This is a genomic window from Rhizobium leguminosarum (genome assembly GCF_001679785.1).
In the GTDB taxonomy this organism is placed as follows: Bacteria; Pseudomonadota; Alphaproteobacteria; order Rhizobiales; family Rhizobiaceae; genus Rhizobium; species Rhizobium leguminosarum_R.
The window spans coordinates 468417-493162 of record NZ_CP016287.1; the positions used below are offsets into that span (position 1 = coordinate 468417).

Genomic DNA, 24746 nt, shown 5'->3' on the forward strand with positions numbered 1-24746 from the left:
TTTCCAGACCAAATGGCAGATCGTTAGGCTTATCCGCGCCGCGCTCCGGGCCAGTCGGCAAATTGACTCTTCAGCAAAGGACAACGAATGTTCTGCGATTACTTCCATTCCCTGAAGGGGTCGACGCAGCCAGCCTCGCAACGGCACGGCGACACCGGTCCATCAACACCAGTGGCTTGCGCAGCGGACAACTCTGACGCAACAAAAAGGCGATATGAGGCGAAAAAGGTCAGGCCCAAGACGGAGGCGCTAGACGAAACACGCGGTCAGTTGATGAAGCGCGTCATTACCGGATCCGCAGTCACTTCCTGTTTACTGGTGGCCACCCCATCACTGGCCGCCGCAAACAACGCTCTGTTTTCCTCCGACGACGGCAATATCGTCGTTTTCGGCGGACTCGGCCTCGCCAACATCAAGGCCCAGGAATTTGGCTATGAAGGCGACCGCAAGCTCAGCCAGCTGAACTGGGAAAGCAAGGGGATGACCCTTTTCACTGTTGGTGTGGACGCGCACATTGACAACGACTGGAGCTTGAAGGGCAACGTCGAAATCGGCACCGGCGGCAACGGTCACATGGTTGACTACGACTGGGACAGTGGCGAGCATGATGACTGGAGCGACCGCTCAATCCATCCCCTTACCGAACTCGATCACTATGTCGCCGGAGCGATCCAGTTGAACCGGATCATCTACGGAAACGAGACCAGCAGTATCGCGGTCGGCGCCGGTGTCCAATATACCGACGTCAAGTGGACCGCCTATGGCGGGTCCGGCATCTATTCGTCCAAGGGTGGCTTCCGAAACGACCCCTGGAAGGATCCAGACTGGGAAAGAGGCATCAGCTATCAGCAACGGATTCCGATTGGCTTCCTCAGCCTGAGCGGCGAATACAACTTTGGCGATCTTACCATCAGCGGCGGCCTTCAGACCGGCTTGAGCTTCGGCATCAAGGACATCGACGACCATTGGCTGAGGGATCTCCGGTTTCATGATGACATTGACCCTGCGCCGACAATCGGCGCAACTGTTGCCCTTGACTACGCGATGACGCCAGCTGCTTCGCTCTATCTGTCCGGTTCGTTCGAGCAGGTGTTTAACAGCCGCGGGGAAACGCAAGAAGAGGACACCGAGGAGGGCACACGCTCCGCCTGGCAAAAGGCCGCGGCCGGGGCAAACTTTCAGTCGATGTCAATCTCGTTCGGGCTAAAAGCCACGTTTTAAGTGGTAGCATCAGAAGACCTTCGCCGCGCGCCAGTCTGACTGTCCCGGGACAAATAGCCGCTTGGCGGCTTTGGCGTTGCGGCGACTCTGATTCAGAATATCGAGCACGATCCCGTGCTGGTCCACCGCCCGCCACAGCCAGTGCTTCTGGCCGGCTATGCACGTAAAGCTTTAGCCAATTCGGCTTTTGTAAGATGGCTGCGCGGTTCAGCCGCGAAAACGATTGTTTGCTTCAGTTTCAGCAGCCCAGATCGGCCTATGCGCTGGAGGAATTGGATGGTTACGGAGTCTGGAGATGACCCCGCTGCGGGACAGGAATGGCCGGCGCACCTGGAGCGGCGGCGCTGGTGCCCTTGCGATTTTCGACGCATGACCTGATGTGGTGGACGGCCTCTGCTCCCGGCATCGCAATGTGCCAAAGTGTGGCTGTCGAAAGTCACATAAGGGAGAGCCGTCCATGGAGAAGATTCCCACAATTGGTCTGGATATCGCCAAGCATGTATTTCAAGTTCACGGAGTCAATGATGCTGGCGCGATCGTGTGCCGCCGCAGGCTTCGCCGCGACGATGTCGTTGGATTCTCTAGGGCATTGCCGCCGTGCCTGATCGGAATCGAGGTTTGCGCTACCGGACACCACTGGGCTCGGGTTCTCATGGCACTGGGTCACAAGGCTCGGTTGATACCGGCGTCTTACGTCAAGCCTTACGTGAAGCGGCAGAAGAACGATGCGACCGACGCCGAGGCCATCTGCGAGGCGGTGACGCGGCCGACGATGCGCTTCGTTCCGGTGAAGAGCGAAGAGCAACAGAGTGTGCTGATGCTGCATCGGGTCCGCGAGCTTTTGATCCGGCAGCGGACAATGCTGGTGAACGCCTTGCGCGGCCACTTGGCGGAGTTCGGCATCGTGACGCAACAGGGGATTGCCGGCGTCGGAATGCTGATCGCGTTGATCGAAGACGGGGATCATGATCTCATCCCGTCGCTTGCGCGGTCCGCGCTTCTGTTGCTGATCGGGCAGTTACGGGAGGTGCACGAGAAAGTCAGCGAGATGGATCGCCAGATCCATGCCTGGCATCGCTCGAACGAACTGAGCCGTCGGCTTGAGACGATCCCTGGATTTGGCCCGATCACTGCCAGCGCAATTGCCGCGACAGTGACAGACGCCTCGCTCTTCAAATCCGGGCCGACAATTGGCCGCGTGGATAGGCCTCGTACCGCGGCAGAACTCATCGGGTGGCAAAGACCGTCTCGGAAGGATCAGCAAACAAGGCGATCCCTATCTCCGCCGGCTTCTCGTCGTTGGGGCGCATGCGGTACTTCGTTTCAGCCGCAAGGCTAAAACTGCACCGACGCGTTGGGCCGCCGAGCTTCTGGTGAAGAAGTCGTACAATGTCGTCGCTGTTGCTTTGGCGAACAAGATGGCGCGGATCGTCTGGGCATCGGCAATATTGATCCCGCTGCACGAGGCAAGACGCAAAGGCCTCGACCGGCCTGTCCGCTTCAACCGGCGCGATATGCTATCGGCCATCTTGCCGATCGCGCGCTGCCTTTTCCTTCTTCCGCCGCGCCAGCGAAGTGCCGCTGTTCCATATCGTCAAGAATCCGAAGCTGGTGCATAGGCAAGGCGCCTTCGCTGTCATCGCCGCTGGCCGTCGCATCCCAAGGCGCGGCCAGGAACTCGGCCACATCCAGTTCAGTTGGTGTGGTTATCGACCAGACGCCGGCGTGGACTTTCTCATCCAGCTTGGCTTGCCAATGATAACCTTCGGTGCGTCGATTATGGATGCCGGGTTGTAGTGGGCATCGATCGGAAAAGAGTAGTCCGCATGATTGCCTTCGGTGATAAAGCCAGCGGCATAGAGCGTCTCCAGATAAGGATTGTCGGCCACCAGCACGTCGGCGTAGGGCTCAAGCGCGCCGAAAGTGGCACGGAAATCCATGTCGGGACGTCCGGGCAGGGTGATCGGCACGCCCTGATGGCTGTAGTAAAACTTCTGACCGTTCACGGAGAAGGCTTCGGAGATATAGGACATCGTGAGAGGCGTGTTGGCGAATGTTTCACCCGTTGCCTGGAATGTCTTGGTCACCTGGTTCATCTCGTCGAAGGTAGCGGTTCCCTTGAGGCGGGAGATTTGCACCATGGTCAGGTCGCCCAGCTTGTCGAAGGAGGTCAGCCAATCGGCAGCCTGGGTCACTGAATCGTCTTCGATGTGAGAAGACTGGACCTCTTCGGCCGTGACGAGGACCGGGATCAGGTTGAGCTTGTTGTCCGGCTGGACGGCGACATTGGCCTGCTTCAGCGCATCAAGTACATTGGTGGTCTTCTTGTCCCATTTGGCAATGACGCGATCGGTAGTGGGCACATAGGTCGAATAGATCTTGATGCCGAGGCGGCTCCGTACGTCAGCATTCTCAGGCGCCGAGAGCATCTTGATTACTGCGATCGTCGATCCCTCGTCCTTGGGGTCAATGAGGACGTTGAACTCGTCGCCGTTTCTTTTTTTCTCACGAATGTAATCGATGATGCTCTGCAGGTCCTCCGTTTTTTGCGGATTGCCGTTGCGGTCAAGTGCCAGCGTGCGGTTACTAGTGATGGGATTCCATATCGAGAGGTTCATGTTCTTGATTTCCTCGGTAGAGATATCCGAAATCAGGCAATTGTTCGGATCGCCGGTAACCCGCCCGAGTGTCGTGTCGTGGATCATCCAGGCATGGCCGTTCTTATCAGCGCGAAGATCGAGTTCGACACCATGGAAACCGTACTTGAGCGCGTTGGCGGCGGCTGAAATGGTGTTTTCGAGAATGCCCTCGGAATTATCGAACATGCCGCGGTGGGGTAGTATTTGCTTTCGATGTGGATCGATGCCGCGGGTCTTGGTCTCGATTCCGGTCAGGAAGAGATCCTTCCCGTAGCCGGCGCTTTCAATTTCGTCTTCTGCGTCGCCGAGAGCGGGGCCGTCCAGACCGAAGTCGGATTTCCAATCGGCCTTGTTGCCGGCCGCCAACCACTCGGTGATGGTCTGGTTGACGGTGCCGTCGACTGGATCATCCGGATCATTGGAGCTAAATTTTGCCGTCGTCTCGCAGCGGGTGGAAATCGATAATGCGACGGGTTCGTCACCCGGCTGCACCGGGCCGTTTTGGGTTTGCAGGCCAGCCTTCGCCCCGTCCCATGCGATGGCATTGGTGGCACTGTCGACAATGATTGAACTCTCGCTATGCGCGCCAACCAACGTTGAGGCGAGAACTATGCTCATAATGGACGCTATTAGATCTGTCATGTTGTCTGCTTTCCTTCATTTCATCCGTTGCGTTTCGTGCCACAGGAAGCCGGAGGTGCTGTCGGGGAAATCCCTGCACCTTATCGTGATCAGTGACATCAGCCGCGCGCGCCGGCCCCGATAGTGCGCAAAGGGAGATTAACGCGGTTAGAAGCGTTCGCCGATTGTGTGGAAGGGTGAGTGCCATCTTGTGTCCTTCGCTGTTTGAACGATTCGGTCCGCAACATGAATGCCGGGCGCTAAATCGTGCGAGGTTATTGCTAGGTCGCAGGGGTGAGCTCCTGTCTGATGGACGCCGTTCTTTTTATGCTTAGGCTTTTTGGGCTTCCGCTTGCCGATATCCTCGATGGCGACCTCCCTCTTGCCGTAATCCGCCTTGGCGAACCCCTTCTTGCCATCCCTGACCCGCTTGACAAAGAACGCCCTCTCCCGCTTTGTCATCTTGATTCCTCATCGATTGAACCGTTTCGACCTCGTGGGCATTCTTCGGAAGCGATATCTTCCGGAAGCTCCAGAAGCACTGGCCCCGGTCTTTCCTCCTGGGCGATGCGGAATGCCTCCCTGACCGCCGTCGGGGTCATCTGCATTGCTGCTGTGAATTCCTTGGTCGTCGCGCATGCCATAGCTTGTATTCCTTCACGTGTTCGGTGCGGTTATGCCGCACAGTGGATGGCGCCGGTCGCTCCCGCTGCCTCGCAATAGCTCTCAAGATTCGTGCCAAGCCGGCCGATTGAGCTGACGACAATTATTTGCTGCTATTTCAGCGACGTGGGCGGAAAATACGGGATTGGGGGAGGAAGAATTCGTGTCGCGAAGCCGAAAAAGGTGACGACGATGTCGTAAGTTGATTGTCATCAACAACTGACCCCACCCGAAACACTGGTAGGCCAGTGCTATCCCGCTAAACCATTCCTTGGGATAGGATCCCACTTGTCCACACGCTGTCTCCGGTGAGATCATCGACGGCGATCAAGCGCCGCGGCGAGCGATCCTATTCAGCAGGACGAGGTAACCTCGTGCCGCATCTGGTGCGCTGCATAACGCTGCCGTCCTGCTCCGCCGTCGGCTAAAAAATGTTTGGGCGGCCTCACCCATGCAAAGGACCGCGGCGTCGCAAATGCGCTTGCCGTTTCATAAATGTATCCGGCCCTGCGCGCGTGGAGTGCTGTTGCAGCAGGTCATGATGACAGATCCGCACACGCCGTTCCCAATAGATAGTTCGGGCACGAAGCCGTTTTTTCACAGGACTTACGGCATGTTGAGCCATTTTACGCCGCGCCGCTACGTGGGGTCGCCTGCGCGCTTACCTTCGAACGGGAGAAGGATGCCGTGGTTCTCTTCCTCGAACTGCTTCGTCAAAAGCGGTGTCGCGGATACGGCACCGTCTTGCAAAACAAACGGCTGAATGGGTAAGCCCACAACCACGATTCGAGATCGAGGACGCATATTGATCGAGACCTACGACAAGGCCCATGGCGAAAAGCTGCGCCTCTGGTTCCCATTCGCCGTCTCAGCTACCATCACCATCACGACGATTATCGCCAGGCCATACACGGCTGCCGCTGCCGAGCGCATAAAGCTTCCGACCGCCATCGAAAAATGTGAAGATGCCAACCGAACCACCTGTGTCGTCGATGGCGATACGCAGCACATTTTGCTGCCGAGAACCAGCCCGCCGTTCCAATGCCCCCGAGAGCTGAGGAAGGGCTTGCAGCGGAAGAGGTTATCGACGGAAACAGTTATGTCGTTGCCAAGACATTAGGTTTGCCGGGTGCCACGAGGGGCACCAACAATCTGACCTCCGTTATATCGGAATGGCAAGGTGAAGCGACTGAACGTGAAGCCATAAGGATAGCGGCGCGATTAAAGCCTACTGCAGAACACTTGCGCGACACGATTGATGCAAAGCTATCGCCCGCCGAAAGCGCGTCTGCGCGAAGCAGGATGAGTATCGCAGAGATCTTGAAGCAGACAGTCCAGGATCCGACCAAGGTGGGCTTAGTATAAGGGTTGCACAAGCAGTGTCGAGTTCCGCATAACTCGGAAATGGCACCTTGAACCAGAGTTTACTGCACTTTTTCAGCCCACAAACACACACGATCAGTTGATGAGCAGTCAGAACAAATATCCCAACATATCGATTTGACCGATGTTCCAATTTTCGCCTCGCATCGGTTTGACAAGGAAGCACTGCGAAAGGTCGCGCTCGATGACAGCCACACTCTCGACGTCCTCGACGGCGAGCCATTTCGTCATCGCCGGATCAACGTGCCGAAAACCGTTCGCGATGTAGAGCGAGTCAACGTCTCCCATCAAGACTAGGAAATCGACATTGGATGCAGCCGCCAGACGTTCGACATGCTTTAATAGGTTTCCCGCGACACCGGCGCCGCGATGTGCCGGCGTAACGCAAAGATCAATGACTCCGAAGATCCTGACGATCTTTCCACCCGCCCTAATGACACGGTGATCGACACCTACTTGGCCAATGACGGTCTCGCCTTCAAACACCAGATAGCGAAAGTGCGGCAGTTGCTTGAAATAAGTCCTGCCCTCGAAGGTGTCGGGAAAACTCTCGTCCAGGAGAGCCGTAACCTGCGCCGTCGTTTGCGCGTCCATCTCGTATTCCGGCACAAATTTCACACCATAATCGTTTGCCATTAGCCTACCCGCTCAAAGCTCCAAGAATGTCATTCGCTATCGCAGCCGAGGATGCACTCGTCCCTGGTTCAACAAGCGAGACACTGTCGATAGTCTCGCTTATCAGGATTTCCCTGATTGTTGTCATTAAGGTATCAACCGACCATCCCCCCGCAAGAGGACTGGATACGTCGGGAACTGCAGAAGGATCTAGAATGTCGAGGTCTACCGACAGATGGGTGTAACCTTTCGCTCTTGCGCCTTTTTCAACCGACGAATAGTCGCCAACCGAAGCCACGCGGAACCCTCGTCCCACTGCCTGCTTGACGGGCGCCGGGTTATCTCGGCATCCTATCAAAATCGCCTCATCAATAGTGCCGCCGGCGAGAAGCCTCAGCAGAAAGTTTGAATGAGCGACATCGTCGGATAAAGCGTGGTCAATCGAACCATACAGGTCATGGTGTGCGTCGATATGAATATACCTTACTTGCAGGCCGGTCGGTGTCGAGCGCCGCACAGCTTTCAAAAGTGCCCACGCGACCCGGTGATCGCCCCCCAGTATTCCCAAGCGCTTGCCCGCATCGAACGAAAGTGTGTGAACTCGATGTAGATATTGAAGGCACTTTTCGGTGGGATTCATAAACGGGAGAACCCCAAGAACTGGAACGCCGGTTCCGGTCAATCCATCCAGCACGCGCGCAAGCCCGATCGCTGTCGAATGACGCATATTCGTCAAATGGCAGAGGGGAAGTCCGATCCAAACGGTGTCGATCGGCAATGGCCGGTCCAGCCAATCTAGCAAGGGGAACGCTGCAGCGTGGACCGGAAACTGCGCCTCATAAAACGTCCTGGCTACTAGCGGGAAAGATTCTCGCCCAAGTCCGAACGAAAGCACTCCCGCTCTGATCAACGCTTCGATTTTGTCCGGGGTTATGCCTGCCTCCCGCAGATCTCCGGTCGAGCACCATTCGCGCGAGAGACAGGCGAGCGGTTTCAATGCGTCCGGAAGTGGCTTTGACGGGACTCCCACGAGTTTAATTCTCTCAGTGGTCAGCCGTTCGACACGATCGTCCAATCGCAACTTGAACATGCGGTTACGCTCCTTGCGAGGAGATGATTGAACGATACAGGCTGGACTCCGCTTCCAGAACCGAATGGCTTCCGCGCTCAGCGATGACGCCATCTGACAGGAGAAACACTGACCTTGCCCCCAAGTTTTATCCAGTTTTGAGTTCGCTCCAGCGGTTTTTGGTTGCTGTTGTTGGTTCGGTAGCGGCGGGTTGCGGTGCGGAGCCATTTCGGCTGCGCAGCACCGCATCACGTCGCGGGTTGAGTGTCTGAGCGAATTCGGCCGGTGTCAGCCAGCCAAGGCCTGAATGCGGGCGTTTATCGTTGTAATCGCTACGCCAGTTTGAAAGCGCAGACCGGGCGTGAGCAAGCGACGAGAACAGAGTTTCATTCAAGAACTCGTCTCGCAGCCGCCCGTTGAAGCTTTCGATAAAAGCGTTCTGGATCGGCTTGCCAGGTGCAATGTAATGCCAGTCAACCTTGGTCCGGTCCGCCCATTGCAGGATCGCGTTGCTGGTGAACTCGCTGCCGTTGTCGCTGACGATCATCCTCGGCTTGCCGCGCTCCTCGATAATCCGGTCAAGCTCCCGTGCGACGCGAAGACCGGAAAGCGATGTATCGGCGACGAGCGCCAGGCACTCCCTCGTGCAATCATCGACGACGGTCAGAATCCGCAACCTGCGCCCATCGGTGAACTGATCCGACACGAAGTCTAGCGACCAGCGATCATTGGCCACCATCGGCACCAGCATCGGCGCTCGCGTGCCTATCGCTCGCTTGCGACCGCCGCGCTTGCGCACCGTCAGTTTCTCCTCCCGATAGAGCCGGAAGAGCCTCTTGTGGTTCACGAGGTGACCCTCCCGCCGGAGCAGCACATGAATGCGTCGATATCCGAAGCGGCGACGTTCATGCGCCAACGCCTTCATTCGCTCGCGAAGCTCATGATCATCGTCGCGCCTGGTCTCGTAACGGACCGTCATTCGGCAAAAACCAATGGCTTTACACGCCCGCCGTTCGCTCATCTCATGATGGCTCATCAGATGCGCAACAGCTTTCCGCTTGGCCGCGGGCGTCACCACTTCTTTCCCAAAAGGTCTTTCAAGGCAGCATTGTCGAGCATCGCATCCGCCAGAAGCCGCTTCAGCTTCGTGTTCTCGTCCTCAAGCGTCTTCAGCCGCTTGGCCTCGGACACCTCCATGCCGCCGTACTTGGCCTTCCATTTATAGATGCTGGCATCGCTGACGCCATGCTTGCGGCAAAGCTCCGAGACCGGCGTGCCTGCCTCGTGCTCCTTCAATATGCCGATGATCTGTTCGTCTGTGAAACGATTGCGCTTCATCCTCTGGTCCTCTCAATGGGCCAGAGCTTACTTCAAAATGGATTATTTCAACGGGGCAAGGTCAATGACAATCAACTTACGACATCGTCGTCACCTTTGTCGGCTTCACGACACGCATTCGTCTTCGCCTCTTCCGCCCGCGTCGCTGAAATCGCAACAAATAAATTGTTCCTCAGCGCAATCGGCCGGATTGGCACGAATCTTGAGAGCTATTGCGAGGCAGCGGAACGGCCGCGGCATCCGCGTTGCGGGATAACCGCATTGGACCGAACGCGTGAAGGAGTACAGGCTATGGCAGCACTACGTCGGAAGCGCAAGGGGTCCGACCTCCTTGTCCGGGGGCTTGAGGAGCACGGGGTCAAAGATATCTTCAGCATCCCCGGCGAGGAAACCCTCGACCTCCTCGAGTCGCTGCGCAACTCGAGGATCAAGTTCGTGACGACCCGCACCGAGTGGGGCGGGTCCCTCATGGCTGCGAACTATGGCCGCCTGACTGGCAGGCCCGGCGTCTCCTTGGCGACGGTGGGTCCAGGCGTACTCAACTTCAGCAACGGCGCTGGCTATGCCCTTGTCTGCGGGATGCCGCTGCTGATGATCGCCGGCCAGAAGGCGATCAAGAGCCGCGGCCAGGCGGGTTTTCAAAGGGTCGATGCCGTCGCGATGATGAAGCCCCTGACCAAGCTCGCAATACAAATCACAGCGACGGAGATGATCGTGCCGACGCTCAGGGAGGCAATCCGCGTCACCCAGGAGGGAAAGCCTGGGCCAGTCTTTCTTGAGCTTCCGGAAGATATCGCGGCCGAAAAATGCGAGGAGGAGGTCTGATGATTGCGCCGCACCGGTTCGCACTACCGACAGCAAGCGATGCGGCCCTTGATCACGCCGCCGCCCTCATCACCGCAGCCAAACGTCCGCTTCTGACATTCGGGGCAGCCGCCTCGCGTCCCCGCCCTACAACGAATATCGCGCGGTTTGCAGTTCGCAGCAGCAGCAATTGAAAGGTGACTGACATGGCAAAAATGCCGCGAAAGAACACACACAACCCTGAGGGAGAAAAGCGAATGGTCAAGTGGTCCGACCTCCCGCACCAGTTGGAACTGCCGATAGCAATCGATGCGGCCCTCGATCGCGCCGCCGGCCTCATCATCGCAGCCAAACGTCCGCTTGTGATGTTCGGGGCCGCCGCCTCGCGGGCAGCCGCCTCGCATCCCGGCTTGACAACGGATATGGAGCAGTTTGTGAACCGCACCGGCATTCCGTTCTTTACCACTCAAATGGGCAAGGGCACCGTACCCGAGAGCTCCCACCTCTATATGGGCACGGCGGCGGTTTCCGAAGGCGACAATGTGCACGATGCCGTCGACAAGGCCGACCTGATCATCGCGATCGGTCACGACACGTGCGAAAAGCCACCGTTCATCATGTCTGAGGACGGCCCGAAGGTCATTCACATCGGAGATCAGTCGCCACCAGTCGAGGAGGTCTACTTCCCGCAATTCGAGCTCATCGGCGAGATCGGCCATTCGCTGAAGGCGCTGGCCGATCGCCTCGAGGGCAAGCTGCCAAATGCAGGCGCATTGCTGCCGCTCCGCAAGAATACCCTCACCCGGATTTCCGACGGCGCCGATGAAAAATGCTCGTCGTTCACGCTGGAACAGGTAGTCCAAGTCGTGCGCATGGTCATGCCGAAAGACGGCATCGTTGCGCTCGACAACGGCTTCTACAAGCTCTCGTTCGCCCGCTACTACCGGACCTATGCCCCCAATACGCTGCTGCTCGACAACATGCTGGCGACCATGGGCGCGGGCCTGCCGTCGGCGATTGTTGCCTCGATGCTCTATCCCGGGCGCCGCGTCATGGCGGTCTGCGGCGACGGCGGCTTTCAGATGACCGGCCAGGAACTGATGACGGCCGTCGAACAAAAGCTCAACCTCGTCGTCCTCATCTTGGACAACGGCGGCTGGGGCATGATCGAAGCGAAGCAAACCGCCAGAGGTTTCCCGAAATTCGGCGTCGACTTCCGCAATCCGGATTTCGTGAAATGGGCCGAAGCCTGTGGCGCCAACGGCACGCGGGTCGAAACGCTGGACGATCTGGCGCGGGCGCTGGAAGCCGCTTTCGAAGGCGGCGGCGTCCATGTTGTCGAAGTGCGGATCGATTATGCGGAGAACAAGTGAGTGTTCATCGACGAGCTGCGCTCGCGCAAGGCGTAACCGGGATAAACCGCCCAGGAGGTCGACAGCAATGAGTCAACTTTTCGGAGCGTGCGGCAAACCCTGCCGTCCGAAAACGCCAACAGAGGATCAGAACATGAAGTCCTTTACTTTCCAGACTCCGTCCAACATCATTATCGAGGCAGGCGCGTCCAGCAAGATCGGCGGGCTCCTCAAGGGCTACAAGGCCACCCATGTGCTGCTCGTCACCGACGAGGGCGTACGGGCGGCCGGGCTGACGCGCAATGCGGAAGCGGCGATTGCCGAAGCCGGCATCGCGCTCACCGTGTTCGACGGCGTGGTCGTCGACGCGCCGTCGGATGTCATCGAAGCGGCAGCAGAAATCTGCCGCGAGTGCGGCGTCGACGCTGTCGTGGCGATCGGCGGCGGCAGCGCGCTGGATACGGCAAAGCTCGTCGCCTATCTCGCCAAAACCCCGGACAAGCTTGATGCTATCTATGGTGTCGACCTTGCCACCGGCGACCGACTGCCGCTGCTGCTGGTGCCGACCACGGCGGGCACCGGATCGGAAGTGACGCCGATCTCCATCGTTAAGACGCCGAACAACGAGAAGAAGGCGGTTATCTCGCCGCGCCTCCTCCCGGACTGGGCGATCCTCGATCCCGAACTGACGCTCGGTCTGCCGCCGCACCTCACCGCTCAGACGGGCATCGACGCCATGGCGCACGCGATCGAGGCCTATACCGGCAAGATCAAGAAGAACCCGATCTCCGACCAGTTCGCGCTGAAGGCGCTGGCGCTGCTGTCGGCTAATCTCAGGAAAGTGTGCGCGGACGGCTCTGACCTCGAAGCGCGCTCGGAAATGCTGCTCGGCTCCATGCTGGCCGGCATGGCGTTTGCCAACTCGCCGGTTGCCGCGGTGCATGCGCTCGCCTATCCGATCGGCGAGATCTTCGATGTCGGGCACGGCCACTCCGTTGCGCTGGTCCTGCCCTACGTGTTGGAATTCAACCGCCCGGCAGCCGAAGCGCTCTATGCCGAGCTCTCCAACGTTATCCAGCCCGGCTATCGCCACCAGTCCGATGCGGTGGACGCTGCGGCCTTCATCGCCGAGATCGAGGCGATCTGCCGAGACTGCGGGGTGCCCGGCTCGCTTTCGGCGGTTGGAATCGGCGAAGGCGATCTTTCCAAGCTGGCGGAGGGTGCGATGAAGCACGAGGAGCGCCTACTGGTCAACAATCCGCGCGAGCTCGACTACGACCAGGTTCGGGAGATCTATGCCAAAGCGCTTGCGGGAGTGAGCAGGCTATGACCCCGAGCTCGGACGACCAACCGGTATTCTCGCAGATGCTGCTGCGCATGTCGGAAATGTGGCGGAGCAACATGGAGCAGTCAGGGGAGGTTGGAAAATTGTGGTTCAACTCGATGATGCCCTTTTTCACCATGCGCGCGGCTGACAGCAGCCTGTTTGCCGCCGCACAGGGCGGCGAGATCTTGAAAACTATCAAGCGCATGGTGGAAGGCCCGCACCTTGCCGACATGTGCAACCTCGACCGGCAGGTCTACGCGCTGATGGCTGCCTGGATGGACGTGGGCCAGCGCATGGCGGCCTATCACGCCATAGCCTCCGTGCCGTGGAGCAAGGCCTATGAACGCTACAGCGCAACGCTCGCCGGCACGAAGGAAGGAGACGCCAAGGATTTCGGCTGGCGCAAGGCTTTCGACAAGTGGAGGGACATTGCGAACAAGGAACTGATCAGCAACCTGCGCTCTAAGGATTTCCTCGCCGCGCAGCGCGAATTGCTGCTCGCCGCGCTGGACCTGCGCACCTGCCAGCAGCAAATGACCGACAGCGTCGCGAAGCTGTTAGGCGTTCCGAGCCAACACGACTTCGACGAGCTGACGCGGCAGTTCACGGAACTCAGGCGGGAGGTGCGCGCCAGCATAAGGGCACAGCGCGATGAAGTCGAAGGTGCACGCGGTGTCGCCACACAACCAGGAAAGGGATAAGCGATGACCGAACCCCGCAAAACCGCCTTCAACAGCATCCTGAAGGATTTCGCCGAGAATGTCGGCAAGTTTTACAAGGGCGCGGACGTGCTCGCCGGCATCCGCGACGAGGATGTCGATGTCGGAACAACCCCGAAGACGCTCGTCATGCGCCGCGACAAGGTGAAGCTGTTTCGCTACGAGCCGACGGTCAAGCGCACCGTTGAGACGCCGGTCCTCATCGTCTATAGCCTGGTCGGCCGCTACACTATCGCGGACCTCCAGCCCGACCGCTCGCTGGTGCGTAGCCTGCTCGCCGAGGGCGTCAACCTTTGGCTGATCGAATGGGGCAAGCTCGGCCGCGCCGAGCGCTGGCTGACTATGGACGACTATGTCGACGACTATATCCACGAGGCGGTGCACCGGATCTGCCGCGAGACGGGCCATGACAAGGTGACGCTGCTCGGCATCTGCGAGGGTGGTGTCTTCACCACCTGCTATGCGGCGCTCCACCCGGAGAAGGTCAAGAACCTGGTCCTGACCATGACGCCGATCGACTTCCACGCCGATATCGACGACCCGGAGCCCAGTCACGGCCTCCTCAACATCTGGACGCGCGCGCTTGCGCCCGAGGATATCGACCGCATGGTCGATGCGCTGGGCGTCATCCCCGGCGAACTTATGAGCTTGATCTTCTCGCTCATGACGCCAATGCAAGCGCTGACTAAGTACAATGTCGAACTCTTCGACATCGCCGGTGACAAGGACCGGCTGATGAACTTCCTGCGCATGGAGAAATGGCTGGCCGATCGACAGGAACACCCAGGCGCAGCCGGCCGGCAATGGCTGAAGGAGCTCTATCACGAGAACCGCCTGGTCGAGGGCAGGTTCGAGCTGTTGGGCCGCATCGTCGACCTCCGCGCGATCGACGTGCCCGTGCTCAACATCTTCGGCCTGGACGACCATATCATTCCGGCGACCTGTTCCAAGGCGCTCGGCGGTCAGATCGGCGGCACAGACTATACGGAGGTTCCGTTCCAGGGCATGGGGCATGTCGGCGTGCTCGTTTCGAGCAAGTCGCAGGGCAAGCTCGCCAAAAGCATAGTTGAATGGCTCCAGCCACGGGACGGGTAGGGGATAGCGATAGCAAACAAGATTTGCTCCCCGCCGAAGCCGTCACGATCATCCGTTCGGGCGATACAGTCGCCTTTTCCGCTTCGAGGCGGGATGTCTCCAATAGAACACAAAATCTCCTCCGAATAAGCTCGGAGACTGATGAAACTGCTTGGAGGACAAGATGCACTGGATTTCCAGATTATTTGCAACGGGTGCCGCTTTTACGTTGGCGTCCATAGCCCTCGACGGCTTCGCCCAGTCGGTCGATGCCAACCTGGCAAATCAACAGGCCGGACGAGGCGTCTTGGCGTTTCCTCGCTTATGTCGCTGGTCCGGTTGCGGCGACGCCTGGCAAGGTTTTGTTCGAAACATGGGCTTCGAACGAAGATACATTCACCCCGCACCCGGTTTTTCCGGGCGCCAAAGGTGACCCGTCCTGTGGACAGTCGGGTGCAGCGGCGGAAATCGCCACTCCCCTGGCCAGCCCAAAAATGCTGAGTCTTCCAGCCCTCCAGCAGTTGGCTCCGATGGGCCTCCCGCATGGGTCGCCCGACGGGAGCGAAGAAGTTCGCCGCAACCAGGCGACTTTCGATTACATCGTTTGCAACCAGCTCTTTACCAAGGCCGGTCTGCGATCCTTCTATAATGCCGGCCGGCCGATCTCAGCTCCTGTCGGCGCCATGGAAGTCAAGGCAAATTGGGTACCCGCCGATGAGGTCGATAGCGCCGATTATTATGTCAGCGAGGCACCTGACGGGAAGAAATACGCGCTAGTCGCCATGCATATCATCAGTAAGGTGCTGCCCAACTGGACCTGGGCAACGTTCGAGCACCAGAACAATCCAGGCCGTTGCGATTATACCGGATGCCATGATGCCTATGGTGCGGTTGTCGCCGACGTGGACGCGAATGAGGTCCTTGATCGGCCCTACAGCGCCTGTGCAAAGAACGACGCACTGAAAGCGGTGCTGGGCTCTGCAGGCCTTTCACCCGTGTGGGAACATTACTGCCTGAAGGGCAGCCAGACCGACTTCGTCTCGGCGACCGGCGTGCCTACGCAACTTGGCAATTCGGTAACGGAGGCCGGATTCGCGGACACTTCGTCCTGCATCACCTGCCATGCGCGTGCCGCCGTCAACGCGAAGGGAATAAAGACGACGCCAGCAGGATTCGTCGACCCGCCGATCCCGGCGCTCTGCCCCAATCCATCCGGTTCCTGCAGCCCGAATGGCGCGCCGGATCCGAATTGGTTCTGGACCAACCCCGGCAAGCTCGACCAGGCAGCCGTTGCTATGCCGACGGATTTCATCTGGTCAATTGCCCGCCATGCAATTGGGCACTAACACCGGCCCTGCCATGACGCTGCCCAAGAAAGCGACCGACGAAAGCTGGCCGGCGATGAAGATCTGGGCATGACCGCTATGTTCGCCATCGGCGCCCGGTCCGGCATCGTCCCGGCAGCGGCACGGACCTAGCCGCGCCGGTTTCGCGGAGGACGAGACCTGGATCTTGCGCGCGAGCGGCGCAATGTGCTGTCCCAGCCCTTTTCCGGATTCAGGCGGCTGGCGCGGATGTCGAAGGCACGGGTTGTGCGCTTCGAGATCGTCCGCCGCACTGCAACGATCGTCATGTTGTGACAAGAATCTGGATCGTTTCAATTCGCGAGTCCACGTCTTAGGCTAATTAGGGACAAGCGGGGCCGCACGATCCGTGGCCAGAAGGGCCATACGGGGTACATCGAAGGTCGTGGCACGCTGGGTCGAGTGGTCCCTGTGCGGAGGCCCCGCCGGCATGGAGGATTGTTCGTCCCGCCGAACACGAGCCCAAGCCGGACCCCGGAGCAGATCGCCCAAAAAAATCTTGTTCCGCCCTAAGAGGAATTGAGAACAAGAATTCCCTGACGAAAGTATGCAGCCGTAAGTTTCCTGGCGCGGCAAAGTGCTTGTTGACGGCACAGGACATATGCTAAATCGTGACAGCCTAAACACATCGTATACGAGAGAAACCTCCACCGGGAAACTTATGCCGCATTCTGAGAATCCAACCTTTCAGACGGAGAAAGCGTCGGAGCGCATTTCGCGCCATGCCAATGAAATTGCGGCTCGCCTAACCAAGCGGGGGGCAGTTCCTAATTTCGGAGAACCCGACGACAGGACCCTTCGCTCGTTCTCCTTGGGCGAGGTTGCCGAGATTCTCGGCGTGTCGGGCAGTTATTTGCGCCAGTTGTCAATTGATGGGCTGGGGCCAACACCGGAACTAGGGACCGCAGGACGGCGCTCCTATACGCTTCGACAGATCAACGAACTCCGTGCCTATCTCGCTTCGGCCCGTCAGAAAGAGGCTTTGAAGTTTTGCCCGCGCAGGCGCGAGGGTGAGAAACTCCAGATCATCTCAGTAGCCGGCTCCGCAAGCACCACCACATCGCTCTATCTGGCTCAGGGCCTTGCACTTCAAGGATACCGCGTTCTCGCCATAGACCTCGATCCGAATGGCTCATTGTCGAAAATGTTCGGTTATTATTTTCCGGATATCGGTTTTCCCGACCACTACGTGAGCATGTATGGCGCTTTAAGCTATGATGACGATCGGTCCAGTATGAGCTCTGTAATCCGACCCACCCATTTTGATGGTCTTGATCTTGTGCCGGGTACTTGCGAGCTCGAAATATTCGAACGGGAAAGTACGAAGCGCTTCCATAGTGAGGACTTGAGAATCGCAGACGTTAGCACCAAAATGGTGTCTGCGCTCAAAGAAGTCGAGGCGAATTACGACGTCGTCGTTATCCGCTGTGGAGGTGGAAGCTTTCTGACCGCAGGTGCGTATGAAGCAGCGACCGGCGTGCTGTTGACGGTCCGCCCTGAATGGCCTGAGATCACGTCAATGACCATGTCCCTCAGCGTTTTATCGCATTTCGTCTCCTTGATCGAAGAGGCTGGAAGGTCGGTAAATCATGATTTCACCAAATTCTTGGTGACAAGGCACAGCCCGCGTGACGTCTCGCAGCAGGAGGCAGTCGCACTACTGCGGGACTCCCTGGGGCATGATCTGTTGACTGCGACCGTCTGGGAATCGGACGCGATCCGAGACGCGGGGGTCAAAAAGCGATCGTTGTATGAGTTGGTAGCCGGGGCGGTAGGCCGATCGGCGTACGAGCAAGCGATGGAAACACTGAATTCCACGAATGCGGAGGTAATGGACATCATATCCGAGGTTTGGGGCCGTCCCCCGATGTATGTGATGAGGGCTTCGCGCACTGCAGGTAAGGCGAGTTCCTAATCGAGAGGACTTAATGGTTGTATCATCAATGCCGGCCACGCCGCGTGCGTCTGGTGATTGCCGCCTGTCTCGAAGGAAATCGAGATCCCTGGTCGCAGAATCCACCGACCAGAATGGCGCCAGGCGTCCCATCGTCGAAAACAGCCTTCGTGAGCCGCTCGGCCCGGCTATGATCGATATGATTGGGATTAGGATAATCAGGGGCGTGCAACGAGCTCAAAGCTCGTAAATTCGATCTAGACCTAATCCGCGTAACGTCATACAGGCCCGCAGTGCATATGATGCCGCAACGATGGGGCCTGACACATGACCGCGCCCGTTCACATGCTCAAGAAAGCTCGACGCCTACTTGCATGGCCCTGAGCATTTATAGGAAGGCCGCCCCAAACACCCCTACCGCCGAACCAATGTTGTTTCCGACATACCCGATCGCGTGGATCGGGTCGACTGTGCCTAACCCGACCGCTCCCGTGACAATCTCAACTCCGCCGGCCTGATATTTGTTCTGCAGCTGTAAGGTCGGGCACCGCCGATGGTCCGCCACAGGTGGCTCAAAATTCGGCGGTGCACACTTCGTCCGGCTGGAAATTCGCGGGGCACGCCACGCTACTGGTTCTGCACTTCAATTACAGGAAGCCTCTCCAAAATAATCTATCATGCAGATACCGTCCAAAAACGCATCGAGCAGTCGCCGCCGCCCAAGCACGTATTGTGGGCAGCTAGCGAGCGCGATGGAATAAAGCCAGGCCGCCTAACTCTTAGCACTTAGGGATTTGCTGTTCCGCTAATTTAACAACATTGCGAATGAGATCTATATTTGCCTGATATTTTTGTATTTTGTAATACCCTTCATTTAAGCAATTGAAATAAAGAGCCTTAAGGTACCGGTGGCTTCTGAACCTTAGAAAATGGTTATAGAGGTCATCTGGATCTGCCGAGAGGATGTATTTTATTGTCCGAGCGGTCATGTGATGACTAGGCTCCACCACGATCCGGTTTAGATCCTTGATTGACTTAACGGCGGCAAAATTTAGCTCGGATTCTATGTTAGGACGATCGCCCGTGTATCGAGCAAAATACAGGAAAAATGTTTATTCTCTAACTGCTGCTCGTGCATGAGGCTCGACCAACTTGTTTTGGTGAGTGCCAGTGATCTTCACGTCGTCGATAAACAGAAGACAACGACCTTCGAAATGTTGCGAGTTGAAGTAGAACCTATCACCAGCAATCAATGATTTGCGATCCTCTCCTGAAAGAAATCCATAATCGTCCATGTAACTGATCTTTCGCGGGACAGTCGCATATTCCACATGGTTGCCTTTCGCATCAACGATGTGGTTGTTGAGGCGATCTAGCAAATGCATAGTCATTACATTTGCTGCATTCGGAACGCAATTGAATGGCGACGGAATCATCAGGCAGCGACCGTTCAGTATTGTGGATGCGTTTTTTTCGAAGAACGCGTCTGCCATCTGGTGGCCCATCTCGCGAGCGGCCTCGTCGCAACCGAACTTCAGACGCGAATATTGTTCCGGTCGAAAGGGTGCATCTTCGATTGACTGAAATTCATAAAGCGCAAACTCCTCAAACTGCGTCATAAACAGCCTCTTGAATGTCCTCAGATCTTCCCACCAGGGCACCGCGCATTCCAGCGCTGCGCGCACCTTGCAGATCGCAGATGGCGTCATCGCCCACATGCAGGATGTTGTCGGCCGCAACGCCGCACGACTTGATGATTTTGTTGAAAAATGCCTCGTTTGGCTTTGCATATCCAAGCAGGTCGGAATAGATTCCGAACCGAAATACGCATCCAAAGGTGCTCTCAAGAAAGTTGTGCATCGTAGTGCCGCTAATAAAACTCGAGTTGCTACCAATTGATAGCGTAAACCCGTCGTCTGCCAACGAATGGATTAACCTCACCGTGGTGTCCAAAACAACTGGTTTGCAATTCTCAAAAACGTGCTCAAACGCCTTTGCGATCAAACCTGGATCTTTTTGAACATTACAACGCATCATAAGCAGACGAATATTTTCGGACAGGGATGGGGCGTACCCCGTTTCGATCGCGTGTTGGTTAACCCACTTCTTGACCTCCGCGTATGCATTCCTCACAGCTGCTTCTTCCTTATCAAAACAGGTGGCGAGAAACTTGGTCCTCCTCGTCGCATGACTTGGGTTCGCTGTTACGAGAGTATTCCAGACGTCAAAAGAAATGTGACTGATCAACGTGGCTCCACGGGATCTGCGATCCCTCAAGCGATGTGTAACTGTGATTGGTCGTCCCGCAGCCGTTTCGGCTGCGGCGTGTGGGCGGGTCCGAAACGGATCGTCGGGATGCGCCACTTCCAACTGGGCGGGCAGCCCAATCCGATCCGCCGTACAAGCCGTTCCCTGGATCGGCAACATTGCGACGAATGCACTCCGACGCCGACTTCCTTTCAGGGCGCGCTTTTTCATTTTCGGCATAAAATCTCCATGACGTAGTTTGGGCCAAATGACGCTTTAAATCCGTCGCGGAAACTCAAACCGGTCGCCTGGGTCAGTCAACAGTCTGCGTATAATGCCGCGGCAACAATTCAACTCGCTACTAGCGGCCGGGGTGAACCGAGCATCGGCGTACAGAGCTTCGAACCGGATGTTCAAGAAGAAACCAATCGAATCCAAGGCGAGGAGTTGACGGCGAGTGTGGCCAATCCACTGCGCCGCCACGAGGTAAACCGCATCAATTTTGACTTGATCAACGGCCTTCCAAATCAGACGGTGCAGTCCTGCGTCAACGCCGCGGGAGCTGCCGCCGCCATGCACCCCAGTCGATTTGCCGTGTTCGGCTACGCACATGTTCCAGCCTTAGAATAAACCAACGTCTGATCGAGGAGGAGGCGCTTCGCTGCCGGACCTGTCAGCTCGCGGCCGTGGCCAACGCGCTGATTGCGGAAAGGCTAACTCCCGATCGGCCTCGATCATTTCGCTTTACGGGACGATGAGCTTGCGTTGGCGCAGGAGGCCGGCCGGCTGCGGCGTAACTCTTTGCGGGTATTCGGCACACTCCTGCGCAACGGTGATCGGCTGCGGCGCGTCAGCTATTCATGGTGTAGGCGACGGCTATGTCGTCGATCTCTCCGGTCAAGGCCGGGAGCAGGTTAACTTGCGGCAGGCAAGTTGATGGGGCTGTCACAGATTCCGTCAGCCGCAGTTTGAGTCGTTTCATTGCTAACCTTTTGCAGTCCGAAAGGCGTCCCGGTCGGAGGCTAGTCCACGCCTGCCCGCAGAGCCGAGGAAGTTTGCTTCGATGCGCCCCACTGAGATGAGCAACAAAAAACTCGATGCGGCTGGCGAAAGGCCTGCTCGATGGACCGGTGGGTCTGTCGGCGCGAAAAACGGCGTTTGGCCATTGACCAACAAAGCCGCCTTGGCTATAGACGCTTTTATAACGTCAGGTGGTATTAATTCCGTCAGAGAGGCTCCATCTTGTCCATTAGTAATTCATCTTACGCGAAGAGCGAACAGCGCAAGGTCAAGGGTTCCGACCGAGTTGTCGCGGTCCTTGAGAAAGTGGGCGTCGAGCGCATTTACGGCGTCCCCGGCGAGGAAATCCTCGACATCATGGAGTCGCTGCGCAAGTCGAAGAAGATCAAGTTCGTGCCGACCCGTACCGAGTGGGGTGCGGCCCTCATGGCCGCCACCGAGGGCCGGCTCACCGGCCGCGCAGGCGTCAGCCTCGCCACCTGCGGCCCGGGCGCACTTAACTTCCCCAACGGCGCTGAGTATGCGCATCTCGGCGGATTTCCGCTGGTGATGATCGCCGGCCAGAAGCCGATCAACAGCAGCCTCCATGGGCACTTTCAGGTCAGCCCCCTCGTCTCCGTGATGGAGGGGCTCACCAAGTCCGCAGTGCAGCTCGGGTCGGTGCAAATGATCCGGCCAGTCCTCACTGAGGCGTTCCGCATCGCTCAAGAGGAAAAGCAAGGCCCAGTGTCTGTTGTAATACCGGAAGACATTGCGGCCGAAGATGGTGAGGAGGATGCACTATGACTACGAAGACCCTCGATCGCGCGGTTGAAATGATCCTTGCGGCCCAGTGTCCGCTGATCATGGTGGGCGGGGCGGCAAGCCGCCTCGACCAGCACTCGATCGCCCAAATCCGCGACTTCGTGCAACGCACCCGCATTCCCTTCTTCGACACGCAAATGGGCAAGGGCGTCGTGGCGGAGGACTCCGACCTCTATATGGGCACGGCGGCGCTTTCTAAAGGCGACCATGTCCACGCGGTCATCGAGGAGGCCGACCTGATCATTCCGATCGGCCACGACACGTGCGAAAAGCCTCCGTTCATCATGTCTGAGGGCGGCCCGAAGGTCATTCACATCGCACATCAGACTGCGACCTTCACGCAGGCCTATTGGCCGCAGCTCGAGGTCATCGGCGAGATCGGCGCTTCAGTCGCGGCGCTGGCGGATCGCCTCGACGGCAAGCTGCCCAATGCCGGCGGATTGCTGCCGCTGCGCGAGAGGAGCCTCGCCCTGATTGGCGAGGGTGCCGATGATAAAAGTTGGCCGGTCACGCTGGATCGCATAGTGCACGTTGTTCGCAAGGTCATGCCTGAAGGCAGCATTGTTACGCTCGACAATGGCCTTTACAAGATCCCGTTCGCCCGGAATTATCGGACCAATCACCCCAATACGCTACTGCTCGACAACACGCTCGCGACCATGGGCGCCGGCGTGCCCTCAGCGATCGTGGCGGCGATGCTGAATCCCGGGCTCTGTGTGATGGCGGTCTGCGGCGACGGCGGCTTTCAGATGACCGGCCAGGAACTGATGACGGCCGTCGAACAAAAGCTCAACCTCGTCGTCCTGATCTTGGACAACGGCGGCTGGGGCATGATCGAAGCGAAGCAAACCGCCAAAGGTTTCCCGAAATTCGGCGTCGACTTCCGCAATCCGGATTTCGTGAAACTGGCCGAAGCCTGTGGCGCCAAGGGCACACGGGTTGAAACGCTGGACGATCTGATGCCTGCGCTTGAAGCCGCTCTCAAAGGCGGCGGGGTGCGTGTGGTCGCAGTGCCGGTCGATGATTCAAAGTACAAGCGACTGCTCGGCGGACTTCGCTCGCCCAAGGCGAAACCGCCGAGCGCCTGAGCAGGCCCGGAATGAACCGCCTCGGGGAGTGCCGGGGCGGTCGACAGCAAGGATCGGCTTTTCAGAGGGGGCGGGCAGGCGGCAGGCCGCCCTGCCTCCCGAGAGAGCCAAACAAAGGGACCAACCACATGAAAGCCTTTACTTTCCAGACCCCGTCAAACATCTTTTTCGGGGCAGGCGCGTCCAGCAAGATCGGCGAGCTCCTCAAGGGCTACAAGGCCGCCCATGTGCTGCTCGTCACCGACGAGAAGGTGCGGGCGGCCGGGCTGACGCGCAATGCGGAAGCGGCGATTGCCGAAGCCGGCATCGCGCTCACCGTGTTCGACGGCGTGGTCGTCGACGCACCGTCGCATGTCATCGAAGCGGCGGCAGAAATCTGCCGCGAGTGCGGCGTCGACGCTGTCGCGGCGATCGGCGGCGGCAGCGTACTGGATACGGCAAAGCTCGTCGCCTATCTCGCCAAAACCCCAGACAAGCTTGATGTTATCTATGGCGTCGGCCGTGCCACCGGCGACCGCCTGCCGCTGCTGCTGGTGCCGACCACGGCGGGCACCGGATCGGAAGTGACGTTGACCTCCATCGTTAAGACGCCGAACAACGAGAAGAAGGCGGTGATCTCGCCGCGCCTCCTCCCGGACTGGGCGATCCTCGATCCCCAACTGACGCTCGGCCTGCCGCCGCACCTCACCGCCCAGACGGGCATTGACGCCATGGCGCACGCGATCGAGGCCTATACCGGTAAGATCAAGAAGAACCCGATCTCCGACCAGTTCGCGCTGAAGGCGCTGGCGCTGCTGTCGGCCAATCTCAGGAAAGTGTACACGGACGGCTCGGACCTCGAAGCGCGCTCGGACATGCTGTTCGGCTCCATGCTGGCCGGCATGGCGTTTGCCAACTCGCCGGTTGCCGCGGTGCATGCGCTCGCCTATCCGATCGGCGAGATCTTCGATGTCGGGCACGGCCACTCCGTTGCGCTGGTCCTGCCCTACGTGTTGGAATTCAACCGCCCGGCAGCCGAAGCGCTCTATGCCGAGCTCTCCAACGTTATCCAGCCCGGCTATCGCCACCAGTCCGATGCGGTGGACGCTGCGGCCTTCATCGCCGAGATCGAGGCGATCTGCCGAGACTGCGGGGTGCCCGGCTCGCTTTCGGCGGTTGGAATCGGCGAAGGCGATCTTTCCAAGCTGGCGGAGGGTGCGATGAAGCACGAGGAGCGCCTACTGGTCAACAATCCGCGCGAGCTCGACTACGACCAGGTTCGGGAGATCTATGCCAAAGCGCTTGCGGGAGTGAGCCGGCCATGACCCCAAGCTCGGACGACCAACTGGAATCTCCACATTCAACTTACGACATCGTCGTGACCTTTGTCGGCTTCGCGACACCCATTCCTCTTCGCCTAATCCCGTATTTCCGCCCACGTAGCAGAAATAGCAGCAAATAATTGTTCGTCAGCTCAATCCGCCGGCCTGGCACGAATCTTGAGAGCTATTGGGAGGCAGCGGAA

Annotated in this window: 15 protein-coding genes and 8 pseudogenes; 15 read left to right on the forward strand and 8 right to left on the reverse strand. The window is 58.3% G+C overall.

The window, feature by feature from the left end:
* Window positions 1-87 precede the first annotated feature (87 nt).
* A complete protein-coding gene (locus BA011_RS26630; RefSeq protein WP_237352739.1) occupies window positions 88-1221 on the forward strand; it encodes an omptin family outer membrane protease in 1134 nt (377 codons plus the stop codon).
* Window positions 1222-1278: 57 nt separating this feature from the next.
* Here BA011_RS26630 and BA011_RS42265 read toward each other — a convergent pair.
* Window positions 1279-1380 (reverse strand): annotated as a pseudogene (locus tag BA011_RS42265) (DDE-type integrase/transposase/recombinase); the annotation flags it as partial.
* 298 nt (window positions 1381-1678) lie between these two features.
* Between BA011_RS42265 and BA011_RS26635 the strand changes: the two are divergent.
* Window positions 1679-2660, forward strand: a pseudogene (locus BA011_RS26635) (IS110 family transposase); the annotation flags it as partial.
* A pseudogene (locus tag BA011_RS42270) lies at window positions 2640-2910 on the forward strand (DUF2794 domain-containing protein); the annotation flags it as partial. The pseudogenes BA011_RS26635 and BA011_RS42270, both read left to right, overlap by 21 nt.
* A gap of 17 nt (window positions 2911-2927) precedes the next feature.
* Here the strand turns inward: BA011_RS42270 and BA011_RS26645 are convergent.
* Entirely contained in the window at window positions 2928-4502 is a 1575-nt protein-coding gene (locus tag BA011_RS26645) for a glycerophosphodiester phosphodiesterase family protein (protein ID WP_151343588.1), read from the reverse strand.
* 147 nt (window positions 4503-4649) lie between these two features.
* Window positions 4650-4943, reverse strand: coding sequence for a hypothetical protein (locus BA011_RS26650; protein ID WP_065282990.1), 294 nt, complete (start codon window positions 4941-4943; stop codon window positions 4650-4652).
* 1006 nt (window positions 4944-5949) lie between these two features.
* Here BA011_RS26650 and BA011_RS26660 point away from each other — a divergent pair.
* A complete protein-coding gene (locus tag BA011_RS26660) occupies window positions 5950-6264 on the forward strand; it encodes a hypothetical protein (RefSeq protein WP_065282992.1) in 315 nt (104 codons plus the stop codon).
* A gap of 353 nt (window positions 6265-6617) precedes the next feature.
* On the opposite strand, the gene BA011_RS26670 is transcribed toward BA011_RS26660, so the two are convergent.
* From BA011_RS26670 to BA011_RS26680, 3 genes are all read right to left on the reverse strand, one after another.
* Window positions 6618-7163 (reverse strand): GNAT family N-acetyltransferase, encoded by a 546-nt coding sequence (locus BA011_RS26670; RefSeq protein WP_065282994.1) that lies wholly within the window; start codon window positions 7161-7163, stop codon window positions 6618-6620.
* 4 nt (window positions 7164-7167) lie between these two features.
* Window positions 7168-8232, reverse strand: a complete 1065-nt coding sequence (locus tag BA011_RS26675; RefSeq protein ID WP_065282995.1) for an arginase family protein — start codon at window positions 8230-8232, stop codon at window positions 7168-7170.
* Window positions 8233-8359: 127 nt separating this feature from the next.
* Window positions 8360-9549 (reverse strand): IS3-like element ISRle4 family transposase gene (locus BA011_RS26680; RefSeq protein ID WP_151343511.1). Its coding sequence is split into 2 segments (ribosomal slippage): window positions 8360-9300 and window positions 9300-9549, totalling 1191 coding nucleotides; the frame shifts between segments, so codons are not numbered across the junction.
* Window positions 9550-9840: 291 nt separating this feature from the next.
* Between BA011_RS26680 and BA011_RS26690 the strand changes: the two are divergent.
* The 8 genes and pseudogenes from BA011_RS26690 to repA all read left to right on the forward strand — a co-directional run.
* Window positions 9841-10382: pseudogene (locus BA011_RS26690) on the forward strand (thiamine pyrophosphate-binding protein); the annotation flags it as partial.
* A 249-nt stretch (window positions 10383-10631) separates the two neighbouring features.
* A pseudogene (locus tag BA011_RS26695) lies at window positions 10632-11726 on the forward strand (thiamine pyrophosphate-dependent enzyme); the annotation flags it as partial.
* 133 nt (window positions 11727-11859) lie between these two features.
* Window positions 11860-13035: an iron-containing alcohol dehydrogenase gene (locus BA011_RS26700; RefSeq protein ID WP_065282998.1), complete on the forward strand. Its 1176-nt coding sequence runs from the start codon at window positions 11860-11862 to the stop codon at window positions 13033-13035.
* Between the two features lie 35 nt (window positions 13036-13070).
* Window positions 13071-13733: a poly(R)-hydroxyalkanoic acid synthase subunit PhaE gene (locus BA011_RS26705; RefSeq protein ID WP_237352740.1), complete on the forward strand. Its 663-nt coding sequence runs from the start codon at window positions 13071-13073 to the stop codon at window positions 13731-13733.
* 3 nt (window positions 13734-13736) lie between these two features.
* A complete protein-coding gene (locus BA011_RS26710; RefSeq protein ID WP_065283000.1) occupies window positions 13737-14846 on the forward strand; it encodes an alpha/beta fold hydrolase in 1110 nt (369 codons plus the stop codon).
* 163 nt (window positions 14847-15009) lie between these two features.
* The gene (locus tag BA011_RS42290; protein ID WP_151343591.1) at window positions 15010-15258 is read left to right on the forward strand and encodes a hypothetical protein; all 249 of its coding nucleotides are present in this window, start codon (window positions 15010-15012) and stop codon (window positions 15256-15258) included.
* 61 nt (window positions 15259-15319) lie between these two features.
* Window positions 15320-16171: a hypothetical protein gene (locus BA011_RS26715; protein WP_237352741.1), complete on the forward strand. Its 852-nt coding sequence runs from the start codon at window positions 15320-15322 to the stop codon at window positions 16169-16171.
* Window positions 16172-16850: 679 nt separating this feature from the next.
* Window positions 16851-18104 carry a plasmid partitioning protein RepA gene (gene repA / locus BA011_RS26720; RefSeq protein WP_065283001.1) on the forward strand — a complete coding sequence of 418 codons (1254 nt, stop codon included), beginning with the start codon at window positions 16851-16853 and terminating at the stop codon, window positions 18102-18104.
* A 758-nt stretch (window positions 18105-18862) separates the two neighbouring features.
* Here repA and BA011_RS45305 read toward each other — a convergent pair.
* Window positions 18863-19801, reverse strand: a pseudogene (locus BA011_RS45305) (phosphoribosyltransferase family protein).
* Entirely contained in the window at window positions 19689-20570 is an 882-nt protein-coding gene (locus BA011_RS26730) for an HAD family hydrolase (protein ID WP_065283003.1), read from the reverse strand. The pseudogene BA011_RS45305 and the gene BA011_RS26730 overlap by 113 nt, the downstream one beginning before the upstream one ends.
* Window positions 20571-20684: 114 nt before the next feature.
* Here BA011_RS26730 and BA011_RS45310 point away from each other — a divergent pair.
* The 3 genes and pseudogenes from BA011_RS45310 to BA011_RS26745 all read left to right on the forward strand — a co-directional run.
* Window positions 20685-21213 (forward strand): annotated as a pseudogene (locus BA011_RS45310) (coproporphyrinogen III oxidase); the annotation flags it as partial.
* 365 nt (window positions 21214-21578) lie between these two features.
* Window positions 21579-23242: pseudogene (locus tag BA011_RS26740) on the forward strand (acetolactate synthase large subunit).
* Window positions 23243-23370: 128 nt separating this feature from the next.
* Window positions 23371-24546: an iron-containing alcohol dehydrogenase gene (locus BA011_RS26745; RefSeq protein WP_065283005.1), complete on the forward strand. Its 1176-nt coding sequence runs from the start codon at window positions 23371-23373 to the stop codon at window positions 24544-24546.
* The last annotated feature ends 200 nt before the right edge of the window (window positions 24547-24746 follow it).

Excerpts from the sequence above, each read along its gene's own strand:
- BA011_RS26705 (WP_237352740.1), top strand. The coding sequence starts at position 13,071 with ATGCTGCTGCGCATGTCGGAAATGTGGCGGAGCAACATGGAGCAGTCA.
- BA011_RS26715 (WP_237352741.1), top strand. The coding sequence starts at position 15,320 with ATGCTGAGTCTTCCAGCCCTCCAGCAGTTGGCTCCGATGGGCCTCCCG.
- BA011_RS26700 (WP_065282998.1), top strand. The coding sequence starts at position 11,860 with ATGAAGTCCTTTACTTTCCAGACTCCGTCCAACATCATTATCGAGGCA.
- BA011_RS26650 (WP_065282990.1), bottom strand. The coding sequence starts at position 4,943 with ATGACAAAGCGGGAGAGGGCGTTCTTTGTCAAGCGGGTCAGGGATGGC.
- BA011_RS26745 (WP_065283005.1), top strand. The coding sequence starts at position 23,371 with ATGAAAGCCTTTACTTTCCAGACCCCGTCAAACATCTTTTTCGGGGCA.
- BA011_RS26645 (WP_151343588.1), bottom strand. The coding sequence starts at position 4,502 with ATGACAGATCTAATAGCGTCCATTATGAGCATAGTTCTCGCCTCAACG.
- repA (WP_065283001.1), top strand. The coding sequence starts at position 16,851 with ATGCCGCATTCTGAGAATCCAACCTTTCAGACGGAGAAAGCGTCGGAG.
- BA011_RS42290 (WP_151343591.1), top strand. The coding sequence starts at position 15,010 with ATGCACTGGATTTCCAGATTATTTGCAACGGGTGCCGCTTTTACGTTG.
- BA011_RS26675 (WP_065282995.1), bottom strand. The coding sequence starts at position 8,232 with ATGTTCAAGTTGCGATTGGACGATCGTGTCGAACGGCTGACCACTGAG.
- BA011_RS26670 (WP_065282994.1), bottom strand. The coding sequence starts at position 7,163 with ATGGCAAACGATTATGGTGTGAAATTTGTGCCGGAATACGAGATGGAC.
- BA011_RS26710 (WP_065283000.1), top strand. The coding sequence starts at position 13,737 with ATGACCGAACCCCGCAAAACCGCCTTCAACAGCATCCTGAAGGATTTC.
- BA011_RS26630 (WP_237352739.1), top strand. The coding sequence starts at position 88 with ATGTTCTGCGATTACTTCCATTCCCTGAAGGGGTCGACGCAGCCAGCC.
- BA011_RS26730 (WP_065283003.1), bottom strand. The coding sequence starts at position 20,570 with ATGCCGAAAATGAAAAAGCGCGCCCTGAAAGGAAGTCGGCGTCGGAGT.